The organism is Parvibaculum sp., assembly GCF_002684405.1.
Lineage (GTDB): Bacteria > Pseudomonadota > Alphaproteobacteria > Parvibaculales > Parvibaculaceae > Parvibaculum.
In genome coordinates, this window is record NZ_NYVD01000111.1 from 1 (window position 1) to 12,205 (window position 12,205).

Here is a 12,205-nt window from a genome sequence, read left to right on the forward strand (position 1 = left end):
CGCCATCTGGCCGCTGCCGATGCCGAAATTCAGCCGATTGATGACCGCCTTCCCCGTGACATGGGCCGTGTCGCCTTTTATTTCGAGCGCGAAGGGCAGCTTTACTGGAAGACTCACCCCTTTCAGAGTGAGAGTCCCGTCTGCGACATAATCGTTTCCGTTTTCGTGGCTGAAACTCGTGGCGCTGAAAACGGCGACGGGATAGCTGGCGACATCGAACCAGGTCGCTTGCGGCAGATAGGTGTCCTTCTCCTCTTCACCCGTCTTGCAGGAAGCGGTGTCGATTTCGACCCGCACGCTGGCATTTGCGAGATCGTCCGGATCGAAAGCGATATCGGATGTAAAGGCGGCGCAAGCGCCCTTGATCGCCGTCCCGCTGCCGTCGGTCGCTACCCAGGAGATCGTCTGCGGGTCGGAAACCGGGTTCCACCTGGTTGCGGCGGTCGCGGGCCATACGCATGTCCCGGCAAGCAGCAAAGCAAATACGGCGATTGCCATTCTGTTCATGAGTTCGTTTCCCGGTCGGTTTCTGTCGGAGACCTCCGGCTTCGCCCCAGCATACGCATCAGCACTTCGTCCCGGCGCATGAAATGGTGCCAAAGCGCCGCCGCGACATGCAGCAAAAGAAGGCCGGTGCCCAGCGCGGCCAGCACGGTGTGCACCCAACTCGCTACGTTTTCGATGGCCGCCTTGTCGGGGCTGGCCTCAATAAATCCGATATGGGGTAATGGGACCACGCCATAAAGAAGTGTCGCTATGCCGAAGGGCGATGCCGATACGACCACCCACCCCGTCAGCGGCATGGCGAGAAGGATTGCGTAGAGCCCGGCATGAGTTGCCCTGGCCGCAAAACGCTCAAACGGCGTCAGACCGGCGGGAAGGTCCGGCACTCCGACTGCGAGGCGCAAGACGAGGCGGACCGCCATCAGGAGAAACAGGGTCGCGCCAATCGATTTGTGGAGCTGATAAAGGGGAAATGTGAGGGGATCTGTGAGCGGAAGCCGGGTCATTACAAGACCGATCGCCAACATCGCCAGAAAGAGGATCGCAACCAGCCAATGCAGAGTGATGGACAAAATACCATAGCGGTCTTGTGAGTTACTCAGCTGCATTGCCTCTCCCTACGTCAGTATGACCATGCAGCGCATTCCCCCGCACTGCAACGCCCGCCCCGTCCGCCGCCATCAAAAGAGCGTGATTGGCAGCGATGTCAGAGGGTGGGCCGCCATGCTAGCGTGGCTCCCGCAAATTTCGAATCGACACGAACCGGTCCATGGGAGGCCGGCACAAGGGGTAACGCTCATGCAATATTCGCTGGAAATCATCGGGGTTTATGTCGGCCTCAACCTGCTCATCAACCTGCTTCTCGCCTATCGGGTCTCATCGGGCCGTGTACGCACCAAGGTGATGACCGGCACGGGCGAGGATCAGGGGCTCTATAATGCCAGCCGCGCTCATATCACCAATGTCGAGTACACGCCGATCGGTCTTGTTGGCCTCGTGGTTCTCCATTTGCTCGGCGCGTCTATCTATGTGCTCCATGTCGTGGGCGCGCTTCTGACCGTCGGCCGTATCCTTCATGCCATCGGCGTGTCGCGCACCAGCGAAAGCTCGCCGCCCCGCCTTTTCGGCACGCTCTTCACCTGGATTTCGCAGCTCATCGCCGCCGCGGCCTGCCTCTACTACGCATTTCTCTGAGCGGGCTGCCATGTTGGACGGCAAGGAAGGACCTCTATAGAAAGAGGGAACTTCCTTGCCTCCCTTCGTTCAACGACAGTGTTCATCCATGGCAAATCAGACGACCCGCAAAACCACGCTCGATATCGCCGACACGCTTGTCGAACGCGCCCTGAAAGCAGGCGCCGACGCCGCCGAAGCGATTGTCGTGGAAGGCACCTCGCTTGGCGTATCCTGGCGGCTCGGCAATCTGGAAGATGTCGAACGCTCGGAGGGCAAGGATATCGGGCTTCGCGTTTTTTGCGGCAAGCGGCAGGCCGTTGTCTCCTCCACCGACCTCTCCGATCACGTCATCGGGCCTCTCGTCGAACGCGCCGTGGCGATGGCGAAGGTCGCGCCGGAAGATCCCTGGTGCGGGCTGGCGGATCCGGATCGCCTGGCGCAGGACTGGCCGCCGCTCGATATTTCCGACAATGCATCTCACCCGAGCGCCGAGGAACTGGGCGAACGGGCGGCTGCGGCCGAAGAAGCGGCACTCGCCATCGAGGGCGTCACCAATTCCGGCGGCGCGGGCGCGAGCTGGGGCAAGAGCGGAATTGCGCTCGTGACCAGTGGCGGTTTTCGCGGCAGCTATTCCGGCACGTCGCATTCGGTGTCCGTTTCCGTCCTCGCCGGCGAAGGCACGGCGATGGAACGGGACTATGAATTTTCTTCCGCCCGCCATCTCTCCGATCTCGATGCGCCGGCCGAGGTCGGTACGGAAGCCGGTCGCCGCGCCGTGCGTCGCCTCAACCCGCGCAAGGTGAAGTCTCAATCCGTGCCGGTCGTCTATGCGCCGCGCGTCTCCAACAGCTTGCTCGGGCACTTCGCGGGCGCCATCAACGGCGCGGCCATCGCACGCGGCACGAGCTTCCTCAAGTCCCGCATGGGCGAAGAAGTGTTCGCGCCGGGGATTGCCATTCACGACGATCCGCATCGTGCGCGCGGCCTCAGGTCCAAACCCTTCGACGGCGAGGGCGTGGCCAACCGGGCCATGACGCTGATCGAGAACGGCGTCCTGCAAAGCTGGCTACTCGACAGTTCGACCGCGCGGCAGCTCGGGCTCAAAACTACCGGCCATGCGGCGCGGGGCACCAGCGGCCCTCCGTCTCCGTCGGCGAGCAATCTTTATATGGCGCCCGGCACACTGCCGCCCGAAGAGCTGATCGCAGACATCAAGCAGGGCCTCTACCTGACCGAACTCATCGGCATGGGCGTCAATGGAGTCACCGGCGATTACAGCCGAGGTGCGTCGGGGTTCTGGATCGAAAACGGCGAGATCGCCTATCCGGTCAGCGAAATCACGGTCGCAGGCAACCTCAAGGAAATGTTCCGCCAGATCACACCCGCCAACGATCTGGAATTCCGCTATGGCAGCAACGCCCCGACACTCCGCGTGGAAAGCATGACCATTGCCGGCAGCTAATGGCCATGGCGACGCGATTGCCGATGATCTTGCCCTGCTCAGGCAGGCCGTCCGCGAGGGCGGCGCGCTTGCGCTGAGTTTCTACAAGGGGGATTTCCGGAGCTGGACCAAAGGCGCCAACGACCCTGTTACCGAAGCCGACCTGGAGGTGAACGACCTTCTGCGCGACCGGCTCCGGGGGGCGAGGCCCGATTATGGCTGGCTGTCGGAAGAGACCGAGGATGACAAATCCCGTCTGACCGCGTCGAAATTCTGGGTCGTCGACCCCATTGACGGCACGCGGGCCTTTGCCAAAGGCAAACCGCATTTCGCCATTTCGGTCGCCCTCGTCTCCGGTGGAATCCCCCTGATCGGGATCGTATTCAACCCGGCCACCGACGAATTCTTCGAAGCCGCCCGAGGCCGGGGCGCCTGGCTCAACGGCCAGCCCATCCACGTCGGTAGCCGCCGGAAGGTGGAAGGATGCCGGATGGTGGCCCATCCGCCCATGTTCGAACACAAGGCATGGCCCGAACGCTGGCCGCCGATGGATTTCATAGAGCGGAACTCTGTCGCCTACCGGATCGCGCTCGTCGCCTGCGGAGCGGCCGATGCCGTCATTGCCTTGAGCGCGAAGAACGACTGGGACCTGGCCGCGGCCCACCTCATTCTGGAAGAAGCCGGCGGCCTTTTGACCGCGCATGACGGACACGAAATTCGCTATGACGGCGCCACGACACACCAGCCCAGCCTTGTCGGAGCCAACCCCGTGCTGCACGCCGGGATCATGGCGCGAACTGCGATGCTTCGTCTGCCATCCTGACGAAATGGCGGCGGTTAGTATGCTTTGCGCCCGCGCATGCTATATTTTCCCCGGGGGGAGGTCGTAGGACCCACGTCACCTTATCGGGTGTCTTCGGATCGGAGTAAGCAACTCTATGACCAAGCAATTGCTGCACCTTGTATTCGGCGGCGAACTAGCTGATCTGCAGGGCTATGATTTCAAGGATACGAGCAAACTGGATATTGTCGGCATCTTTCCCGACTACCAGTCGGCCTATAATGCCTGGAAATCGGCCGCGCAACGCACTGTCGACAATGCCCATATGAGATATTTCATCGTCCATCTGCATAAACTGCTGGACCCTGAAGACGATCCGGAGGGCAGGCATACAGGTGCGTCCGAAGGATGAACAACAGCTCCAGCCCAGGACAGGAAAACGGCAACGCTACCGACGACATGGACGTTGGGCGTTATGAGAGCCCGCGGACCGGAATCAGCGTGCTTATGCTGTTCGCGGCGCTTGTCGTGGTATTTGCCGTTGCCGGCATCGCGGGCAGCATTACGGCCAGCAGCGTGAACGAGTGGTATCCCACGCTGGTCAAACCCGCCCTGACACCCCCGCCCTGGGTCTTCCCGGTCGTTTGGAACCTGCTCTATTTCACGATGGCGCTGGCCGCGTGGCTGGTCTGGCTGACGGTCGGTTCTTTTTCTGCCGCCGGCGCGCCGCTCTCGCTTTTCGGCAGCCAGCTCATGCTCAATCTGGGCTGGTCCGTCCTGTTTTTCGGTCTCAAGGCGCCCGGTATCGCGCTTGCCGAGATTCTGGCCCTGCTGATAATGATCGCCCTGACGGTCATTGCCTTCTTCAGGCAGAGCACCCTTGCAGGGATATTGATGCTGCCCTATTTGGCCTGGGTCGGCTTCGCGACCTATCTGAATGCCGGCATCTGGTTGCTCAACGGATAACCGACGAGGGACAGCCGATCGGCGGGGAGTACGCCCAAGGGCGGCAATAGGGACAAAAAATCCCGTTATTCCAACAATTTACACTCCCCTGCCTGTATGGATTGGGTAACGACCGCATGGTATGGTCCGCCCGGATTACGCGAGCCTGAGGATCTATGGTCAGCAAGAGCGAACAACCCGGCGAAACCGCGGCGCAGGACGACACCCTTTCGCCGGCCATGCGCGACGCCGCCGAGCAGGCGCCCGACCCCGAGGCCGCGCGCGAACTCGCCCGGGACCTGAACACCTGGTCCGTCGCCCGGCGGATGCTCGGCAGCTATCTGAAGCCGCTCTGGAAACTTGCCGCCTTTGCTCTCGTGCTGAACGCGGTCGTGGGCGCGACGACAGGTGCCATTCCCTGGCTGCTCAAGACCGTGGTCGACGATGTCGTGAACAATCCCAATCCGCCCGCCTGGCAGATCTGGGGCGTTCCGCTGGCAGCCGCCGTAATCATGTGCATCAAGTCCATCGCCTCCTATGGCAGCACCGTCACCATGAGCACGATTGGCCAGCGGATCGTCGAGGGCATTCAGACGAAGATGTTCGAGCGTATTGTCCGCGCCGATCTCGCCTGGCTCTCCGCGACGCATTCGGGCCGCTTCGTCGCCAGCTTCATGGCCGATGTCGGGCGGCTTACCGGGACCATCACCACGTCGATGATCGATCAGGCGCGCAATCTCCTCTCTGTGATCGGACTGCTCGGCGCCGTCTTCATCATGAACTGGAAGCTCGCGCTGATTGCGACCTGCATCCTGCCGCTGGCAGCTCTCTTCCTTCGGCGTTTCGGCAAGAAAACCCGCAAGGCCGCCCGGCAAAGCCTTGAGGGTACGGGCGACCTCTCCACGCTCATCTCGGAAACCCTCAAGGGCATTCGCGTGGTCAAGGCTTATGGACGCGAGGATCATGAACTCGATCGCGCCAAGGTCATCATCAAACAACTTGTGACGCAGGCCCTGATCGCGATCCGAATGAGGGCCGCATCCGGCCCCACCACCGAAGCCCTTTCCGGCATCGGCATCGGCCTTGTCATCTATGTCAGCATCGTGCTGATCCAGGCGGGCAGTCTGACGCTCGGCGAAATGACCGGTTTCATCACCGCGCTCATGCTTGCCTATCAGCCGCTCAAGGCGCTCGCCAACACACAAACCACCATGCAGGAAGGCGTCGCCGCCGCGATCCGGCTCTTTCCGATCCTCGACACCGAACCGCAGGTCGTCACCGCGCCCGGTGCCAAGCCGCTCGCCGTGCCGCAAGGAATGGTGGAATTCGAGAATGTCAGCTTCGAATATGCAGACGGCACACCGGCTCTTCACGGCGTCTCCCTCGACGTGCCGAAGGGACATACCGTCGCCCTTGTCGGTCCTTCCGGCGCGGGCAAGAGCACCATCCTCAATCTCGTGCCCCGCTTCTACGACCCGACCGGGGGCCGCGTTCTGATCGATGGACAGGACCTCAAGGACGTGACCGTCGACAGCGTCCGCGCAATCAGCGCGCTGGTGACGCAGGAACCGTTCCTGTTCGACGATACCATCCGGGCGAATATCGCCTATGGCAGGGCCGATGCGACGGATGAGGAAATCAGGGAGGCTGCACGCAACGCAGCCGCCGACGAGTTCATCTCCCAACTTCCCAATGGCTACGATTCTCTCGTCGGCGAGGCCGGGCAGAAACTTTCGGGCGGACAGCGCCAACGCATCGCTATCGCACGGGCAATGCTGAAGGATGCGCCGATCCTGCTGCTCGACGAAGCGACCTCCGCGCTCGACACGGCATCGGAACTCAAAGTCCAGAATGCGCTGTCGCGTCTGATGATCGGTCGGACAACGCTCGTCATCGCGCATCGCCTTTCCACGATCAAACATGCGGACATGATCTATGTGATCGATGAGGGCCGCGTGCTCGAACATGGGACGCATAACGAACTCATCAAGAAGGGCGGCCTCTATGCAGAGCTGTCACGCTCTCAGTTTATCGAAGAGCCGGCACAGGAAAGCCAGGAAGCGGAAGCTGCCGCGGTTGCCGGAGAGTGAGCGTTAGATGTCGCGGGTAAAGGATATTGTGAAAAGCGAAACATTCATGGACGGCGTCGCCTTTCTGGCTGCCCTGTTCATTCGTTTCGTGCGCCAGACGGGCCGTTTCGAAATACGCCGGTCCCATGTCGCAGCACAATTCTGGGCCGGCGACGAACCTTTCATCGTCGCCACATGGCACGGCCAGAACCTGCTCATTCCGACGCTATGGCACAATTGGCGCGAAGTGCGTGTGCTGGTCTCGCGTCATGGCGACGGACAGATCATCGCCAAGATCATGGCCAATCTGGGTTTCGGCACCATTCGCGGGTCGGGCGCCCCCAAGGGCGAACACCAGCGGCCTAAACATCGTCAGAAAGGCGGCGCGAGCGCCTTGCGCGCGATGATACGCGCGCTCGGCGAAAATGTTTCGGTCGGCCTCACAGCCGACTTCCCCCCCGGCCCCGGACGGCGCGCGGGGGAAGGCATCGTCATGCTGGCCCGGCTTTCCGGACGCCCCATCGTCCCCGTCGCGGCAACGACGCGGTCGCGTGTTCAGCTCAACAACTGGGACAGGTTCACGATCAATCTGCCCTTCTCCCGCGGTGCGCTCGTGCTGGGCGATCCGATCTATGTCGCCCGCGACGCCGACGAGGAAGCGCTTGAGCAGGCCCGTCAGCATGTCGAGGAAGCCCTCAACGCGGTGACGGCCGAGGCGGACAGGATCGTCGGCCGGACGCCTGCGCATAACGAGGCGGGAGCCGTGGTGCGTTGAGCGGAACGGATGCGAAGACAGTCCCCGCCCCTTCCCGCACGGGGCTTGCCGTTTACGCCCTTGTCACGCGCCTCTTGCGGCCCGTCGCCCCGCTGCTTCTCAGGGCTCGATTGAAGCGCGGCAAGGAAGATGCAGCCCGGCTCGGCGAGCGCTACGGCATCGCCTCCAGGCCGAGACCCGAGGGCAATCTTGTCTGGTTTCACGCCGCGAGCATCGGGGAATCCCTTTCCATTCTCACCTTGATCCGGCGGCTGATCGACGAGGTGCCGGGCGTCAATGTACTGGTCACGACAGGAACGCTGACATCCGCCGAATTGCTATCGCAAAGACTGCCCAAGGAAGCGTTCCATCAGTTCGTACCGCTCGATCACCCGGCTTTCTGCGCGCGTTTTCTCGATCACTGGAAACCCGATCTGGCGGTCTGGGTCGAATCCGAGTTCTGGCCCAACCTGATTGCCGAAACGGACCGGCGGCGTATTCCGCTGGCGCTGATCAACGGACGCATCACCGAAAAATCCTTCCAGAGCTGGCAAAGAGCCCCCGGCATGATTGCCGATCTGGTCGGCCGGTTTTCCGTCATTCTGGCGCAAAGCGCGGCGAGCGCGGATCGGCTGGAAGCGCTGGGTGCCGCCTATACCGAACTCCCCGGCAACCTCAAACATGACGCGCCGGCTCCATCGGCGGACCCGCATGCGCTCGGTGCCCTACAGCACGCCATCGGCAAACGCCCGGTCTGGGTAGCAACGAACACGCATGAAGGCGAGGAAGAGGCTGCGGCTCAGGCGCATCTTTCATTGGCGCAAACCCGTCCGGACCTCCTCACCATCATCTTATTGCGCCATCCCGCGCGCGGCCCACAGCTCGCCAAAACGCTATCCGGCATGGGTCTTTCCGTCATGACGCGTTCTTCGGGCGATGTCCCCGCGGCGCATACGCAGATCTATCTCGTCGATACGCTTGGCGAGGTCGGGCTGTTCTACCGGCTCTCCAATCTTGTGTTTGTCGGTGGCACCTTCGCCGAGATGGGCGGACATAATCCATTCGAGCCGGCGCGTCTCGGCTGCGCCCTCATTGCCGGGCCGAGCGATTTCAATTTTCAGGAAGCCTATGCGGTGCTCGAAGAGGGCGGCGGCATGCTGCGCGTATTGGATGCGAATGCCATGACGCAAACCATTGCGGCATTGCTCGACGATACCGAGAAGCGCATGATGATGGGCGAAGCGGCGAGACGCATAGCCAGCGAAGATAGCGGTGCGACCGAGCGTACACTCGCAGCTCTTTTGCGCCTGCTCGCGCCCAAACAGAAAACCTGACTGAAAGGCGACCTGGGATGCGTGCACCGCGCTTCTGGTATCCCGCCCGAAAAAGGGGCATGCCGATCATGGCACAGCTCCTGTCGCCCTTCGGTGCGTTTTACGGGCTGGCCGCCCGCATCCGAAACAAAACGGCACGGCCCGAGCATGTTCGCGTGCCGGTAATCTGCATCGGCAATGTCACGATGGGCGGCGCGGGCAAGACACCGATTGCGCTTGCCATTGCCGAGCGCCTCATTGAGCAGGGCGAAAAAGTACATTTTCTTTCGCGCGGCTACCGGCGCACATCGCAAGGTACGGTGAGGGTCGATCCTGCCGCCCACACGGTGGCCGAAGTGGGTGACGAGCCGCTTCTTCTTGCGCGACTGGCACCGACATGGGTTTCGGCCGACCGCGTGGCGGGCGCGAAGGCGGCCGCAGGCGCGGGAGCGAGCGTCATCATCATGGATGACGGGTTCCAGAACCCGTATCTTGCGAAGGATTTTTCCGTTCTCGTTATCGATGCGGGCGTGGGCACCGGCAACGGCCATGTCTTTCCCGCCGGTCCCTTGCGCGAGGAAGCAGGCGATGCGCTCAACCGCGCGCAGGCGGTGATCCTGACCGGGCGCGGTCACGCAGGCGATGGCCTCGCCGCGCGCGCAATGGCGCGTGGTATTCCCGTCTACCGATCCATCGCCAAGCCGGTTCCGCAGGAGCCATCCTTTGCGGGTGCGCAGGTTCTCGCCTTTTCAGGAATCGGTCGCCCCGAAAAATTCTACGAAACGCTACGTGGGCTCGGCGCCGATATCGTGGCGACGCAGGATTTTCCCGATCATCACGCCTTTACCGACCGCGAGGCGTCCCGCCTGATGGTCAGGGCTCATGAATGCGATGCGCATCTTGTCACCACCGAAAAGGACGCCATCCGGCTCGCGCGCGCGCCTGCCGGCAGCGCCCGGGCAAAGCTCTCGGAAAGCCTGCGTACCGTCCCGATCCGTGCTGTGATCGCCGATATGGCGCAGCTAGAGACACTCATCGCAGAAGCCTTGCGTCGCCACCGGCTCGCAAGGGGCGAAGCGGGCTGATATAAGCGGCCAGCAAAACAGATATCGCCCGCTCGGATGTCCCGCAGAAACAGTCTCGTTAACCATATCGAATTCGCCGGCTTGCGCCTTGCCCTCGGCTTCTTCCGTCTCTGGGGGCTCGACCGCGCATCGGCGCTTGGCGGGCGCCTCACCCGCTTCGTCGGACCGAAGCTCGGTATCACCCGGCGCGCCCGGAAAAATCTCCACGCCGCCATGCCGGAGCTAGGGACCGACGAGATCGAGCGGATCGTTGCGGATATGTGGGAAAATCTCGGTCGCACCATGGCCGAATATGCCTATCTGGAAGATTTCGTGTCTTCAGAGAGCGGGCGAATCCGATTCGAGAATGCCGATCAGGCCGTGCAGCTGGCGCAGCGCGGTTCCATGCTGCTCGTCTCCGGCCATTTCGCCAATTGGGAGTTGATGCCGATCGCCATGCGGCTTCGCGACATTCATGGCGGCGACATCTATCGCCATGCCAACAACCCGCTCGTGAACCAGTGGATGATCGAGTTGCGCGAACGGGCGACCGCCTCCGTGCAGATCCCCAAGGGGGGCGAAGGCGCGCGGATCCTGATGCGCCTCCTCAAGCAGGGCAAATGCATCGCCATGCTCGCCGACCAGAAGATGAATGACGGTGTCGAGGCACGCTTTTTCGGGATGCAGGCCATGACGCCCGCCGCGCCTGCCGGCCTTGCCGTGCGTTACGGTCTCCCCATCGTTCTCGCCGCGATCGAACGCGAAGACGGCGCTCATTTCACCCTGCGCTGCAGCGAGCCGATCATGGCGGACCCCTCCGCCGATCGCGTGGGCGAAATCATGCGGCTGACGCAATTGCTGAACGATCACCTGGAAGCGCAGATTCGTAGCCGGCCGCATGAATGGCTCTGGCTGCATAATCGGTGGCCCGAACGGGAAATCGCCCAAAGAAACTAAAGGTGGCGGAACTGACGTTTCGCGGAGCCGTTACTTCGACCCGCTACTTCGGCATGGGGCCGACCAGGGTTGCCGGATCGACATAGGTGCCCTGCCAGGTCATGCCCCAATGGACATGCGGTCCCGTCGCGCGGCCCGTCTGGCCGATCTCGCCGATCTTCTGCCCGCGCTTCACATGCTCGCCGGTCTTCACGTCGATTTTCGACATGTGCATGAAATAGCCGATCAGGCCATGCCCATGATCGAGGAAGACGAGACCGCCCTCATAGAACATATCGGGCTGGGCAAGCGTCACGATGCCGTCCGCCGGGGCCACGATGGGCGTACCGGTGGGGGCCGCGACGTCGACGCCGAAATGCGGCCGGCGCGGCTTGCCGTTGAAAATGCGCTGACTGCCATAGACACCGCTGATAACGCCCTTGGCAGGCCATTCGAACTTCTCGGCAAAATACGCATCCGGCGTATCGGCGGGGCGGGCAGCGGCCTTGAGCTTTCGTTCTTTCGCGATGCGCTTCAGCACGTCCGGCGGCGGCGTCACATATTTCCGCGCCACGCCGTTGATGCGCTGTATCTCATAATCGCGTTTGGCAATGGCAAGGCTGCGCGTTTCGGTCCGGCCATCCGCATGGGTCACTTTCAGGATGGCCTTGGAACCGGCGTCGCGCCCGAACCCCACCACGAAAAGCCCATCCGGCGACACCATGACGGATTTGCCGTCGAGCGACACCTTCGCGCCCGACTCGACATCGCCGACGATGACGGCGCCCTGTTCCAGCTTGCCGCGCAATTCGACTTTGGCCCATGCAAGCGACGGCATCGCCGCAAAGGCGGCCACAGCCATCGCCAGCACCCAACGGCTTGCCCTCATGGGTGTCAGTCTTTCTGCATTTCGCGGTGTCGCTGAAGCGAGGCTTCCGGCGTCGCATAGGCTTCCTGCAGATCGACGCTCCAGTAGCGGAGCTGATCGAGAGGGATATTCTTGCCCGTCACCGCGCAAACCACATAGGAGCCCTGCTTCACGACGGAGTATTCCCCGTCGCCATACACAAGCTTGGCTTCACCGCCCATATTGTCGAACCTGTTCATGGCGCGCACCTTACAGCGGAGAGCCTGTTCGATCAAAGCCGCCGGTCAAAGGAGTTTGCCCTGCTTCGGCGCGGGGCCGCTTTTGGGCCTGGCGGGGGTCGGCTTCGCGCGTGGC

General features: G+C 62.3%; 14 protein-coding genes. 10 read left to right on the plus strand and 4 right to left on the minus strand.

Annotated elements, in window-relative coordinates; translation table 11 throughout:
• Together CMI59_RS10265 and CMI59_RS10270 are read right to left on the minus strand one after the other, a co-directional pair.
• Positions 1 to 507: YceI family protein (locus tag CMI59_RS10265; RefSeq protein WP_293328107.1), on the minus strand; the 507-nt coding region annotated here is incomplete at its 3' end.
• Positions 504 to 1,112 carry a cytochrome b gene (locus CMI59_RS10270; protein WP_293328110.1) on the minus strand — a complete coding sequence of 203 codons (609 nt, stop codon included), beginning with the start codon at positions 1,110 to 1,112 and terminating at the stop codon, positions 504 to 506. The genes CMI59_RS10265 and CMI59_RS10270, both read right to left, overlap by 4 nt.
• A gap of 190 nt (positions 1,113 to 1,302) precedes the next feature.
• On the opposite strand from CMI59_RS10270, the gene CMI59_RS10275 reads away from it, so the two are divergent.
• From CMI59_RS10275 to CMI59_RS10320, 10 genes are all read left to right on the plus strand, one after another.
• Positions 1,303 to 1,698: an MAPEG family protein gene (locus tag CMI59_RS10275; protein WP_293328113.1), complete on the plus strand. Its 396-nt coding sequence runs from the start codon at positions 1,303 to 1,305 to the stop codon at positions 1,696 to 1,698.
• 88 nt (positions 1,699 to 1,786) lie between these two features.
• Complete coding sequence (locus CMI59_RS10280) at positions 1,787 to 3,142, plus strand: TldD/PmbA family protein (protein WP_293328116.1); 1,356 nt, start codon at positions 1,787 to 1,789, stop codon at positions 3,140 to 3,142.
• Positions 3,129 to 3,944 carry a 3'(2'),5'-bisphosphate nucleotidase CysQ gene (locus CMI59_RS10285; RefSeq protein ID WP_293328119.1) on the plus strand — a complete coding sequence of 272 codons (816 nt, stop codon included), beginning with the start codon at positions 3,129 to 3,131 and terminating at the stop codon, positions 3,942 to 3,944. The genes CMI59_RS10280 and CMI59_RS10285 overlap by 14 nt, the downstream gene beginning before the upstream one ends.
• A gap of 115 nt (positions 3,945 to 4,059) precedes the next feature.
• Positions 4,060 to 4,314: a DUF4170 domain-containing protein gene (locus CMI59_RS10290; protein WP_293328121.1), complete on the plus strand. Its 255-nt coding sequence runs from the start codon at positions 4,060 to 4,062 to the stop codon at positions 4,312 to 4,314.
• Entirely contained in the window at positions 4,311 to 4,868 is a 558-nt protein-coding gene (locus CMI59_RS10295; RefSeq protein ID WP_293328123.1) for a TspO/MBR family protein, read from the plus strand. The genes CMI59_RS10290 and CMI59_RS10295 overlap by 4 nt, the downstream gene beginning before the upstream one ends.
• Before the next feature lie 155 nt (positions 4,869 to 5,023).
• Positions 5,024 to 6,937: an ABC transporter ATP-binding protein gene (locus CMI59_RS10300; protein ID WP_293328125.1), complete on the plus strand. Its 1,914-nt coding sequence runs from the start codon at positions 5,024 to 5,026 to the stop codon at positions 6,935 to 6,937.
• Between the two features lie 28 nt (positions 6,938 to 6,965).
• Entirely contained in the window at positions 6,966 to 7,691 is a 726-nt protein-coding gene (locus tag CMI59_RS10305; RefSeq protein WP_293328127.1) for a lysophospholipid acyltransferase family protein, read from the plus strand.
• On the plus strand, positions 7,688 to 9,004 hold the full coding sequence (locus tag CMI59_RS10310) for a 3-deoxy-D-manno-octulosonic acid transferase (protein ID WP_293328129.1): 1,317 nt from the start codon (positions 7,688 to 7,690) through the stop codon (positions 9,002 to 9,004). Before CMI59_RS10305 ends, CMI59_RS10310 begins: the two co-directional genes overlap by 4 nt.
• Positions 9,005 to 9,072: 68 nt before the next feature.
• Complete coding sequence (gene lpxK / locus CMI59_RS10315) at positions 9,073 to 10,068, plus strand: tetraacyldisaccharide 4'-kinase (protein WP_293328131.1); 996 nt, start codon at positions 9,073 to 9,075, stop codon at positions 10,066 to 10,068.
• Between the two features lie 36 nt (positions 10,069 to 10,104).
• Positions 10,105 to 11,004 carry a lysophospholipid acyltransferase family protein gene (locus tag CMI59_RS10320; RefSeq protein WP_293328133.1) on the plus strand — a complete coding sequence of 300 codons (900 nt, stop codon included), beginning with the start codon at positions 10,105 to 10,107 and terminating at the stop codon, positions 11,002 to 11,004.
• A 43-nt stretch (positions 11,005 to 11,047) separates the two neighbouring features.
• Here CMI59_RS10320 and CMI59_RS10325 read toward each other — a convergent pair whose 3' ends face one another.
• Both CMI59_RS10325 and CMI59_RS10330 read right to left on the minus strand, forming a co-directional pair.
• Positions 11,048 to 11,872 carry a M23 family metallopeptidase gene (locus CMI59_RS10325; protein ID WP_293328135.1) on the minus strand — a complete coding sequence of 275 codons (825 nt, stop codon included), beginning with the start codon at positions 11,870 to 11,872 and terminating at the stop codon, positions 11,048 to 11,050.
• A gap of 5 nt (positions 11,873 to 11,877) precedes the next feature.
• The gene (locus CMI59_RS10330) at positions 11,878 to 12,090 is read right to left on the minus strand and encodes a DUF2093 domain-containing protein (RefSeq protein ID WP_293328137.1); all 213 of its coding nucleotides are present in this window, start codon (positions 12,088 to 12,090) and stop codon (positions 11,878 to 11,880) included.
• Positions 12,091 to 12,205 lie beyond the last annotated feature (115 nt).

What these genes read in the sequence shown, in the direction of transcription:
- CMI59_RS10270 (WP_293328110.1), bottom strand. Translation starts at nt 1,112, where the DNA reads ATGCAGCTGAGTAACTCACAAGACCGCTATGGTATTTTGTCCATCACT.
- CMI59_RS10275 (WP_293328113.1), top strand. Translation starts at nt 1,303, where the DNA reads ATGCAATATTCGCTGGAAATCATCGGGGTTTATGTCGGCCTCAACCTG.
- CMI59_RS10280 (WP_293328116.1), top strand. Translation starts at nt 1,787, where the DNA reads ATGGCAAATCAGACGACCCGCAAAACCACGCTCGATATCGCCGACACG.
- CMI59_RS10290 (WP_293328121.1), top strand. Translation starts at nt 4,060, where the DNA reads ATGACCAAGCAATTGCTGCACCTTGTATTCGGCGGCGAACTAGCTGAT.
- CMI59_RS10295 (WP_293328123.1), top strand. Translation starts at nt 4,311, where the DNA reads ATGAACAACAGCTCCAGCCCAGGACAGGAAAACGGCAACGCTACCGAC.
- CMI59_RS10300 (WP_293328125.1), top strand. Translation starts at nt 5,024, where the DNA reads ATGGTCAGCAAGAGCGAACAACCCGGCGAAACCGCGGCGCAGGACGAC.
- lpxK (WP_293328131.1), top strand. Translation starts at nt 9,073, where the DNA reads ATGGCACAGCTCCTGTCGCCCTTCGGTGCGTTTTACGGGCTGGCCGCC.
- CMI59_RS10320 (WP_293328133.1), top strand. Translation starts at nt 10,105, where the DNA reads ATGTCCCGCAGAAACAGTCTCGTTAACCATATCGAATTCGCCGGCTTG.
- CMI59_RS10325 (WP_293328135.1), bottom strand. Translation starts at nt 11,872, where the DNA reads ATGAGGGCAAGCCGTTGGGTGCTGGCGATGGCTGTGGCCGCCTTTGCG.
- CMI59_RS10330 (WP_293328137.1), bottom strand. Translation starts at nt 12,090, where the DNA reads ATGAACAGGTTCGACAATATGGGCGGTGAAGCCAAGCTTGTGTATGGC.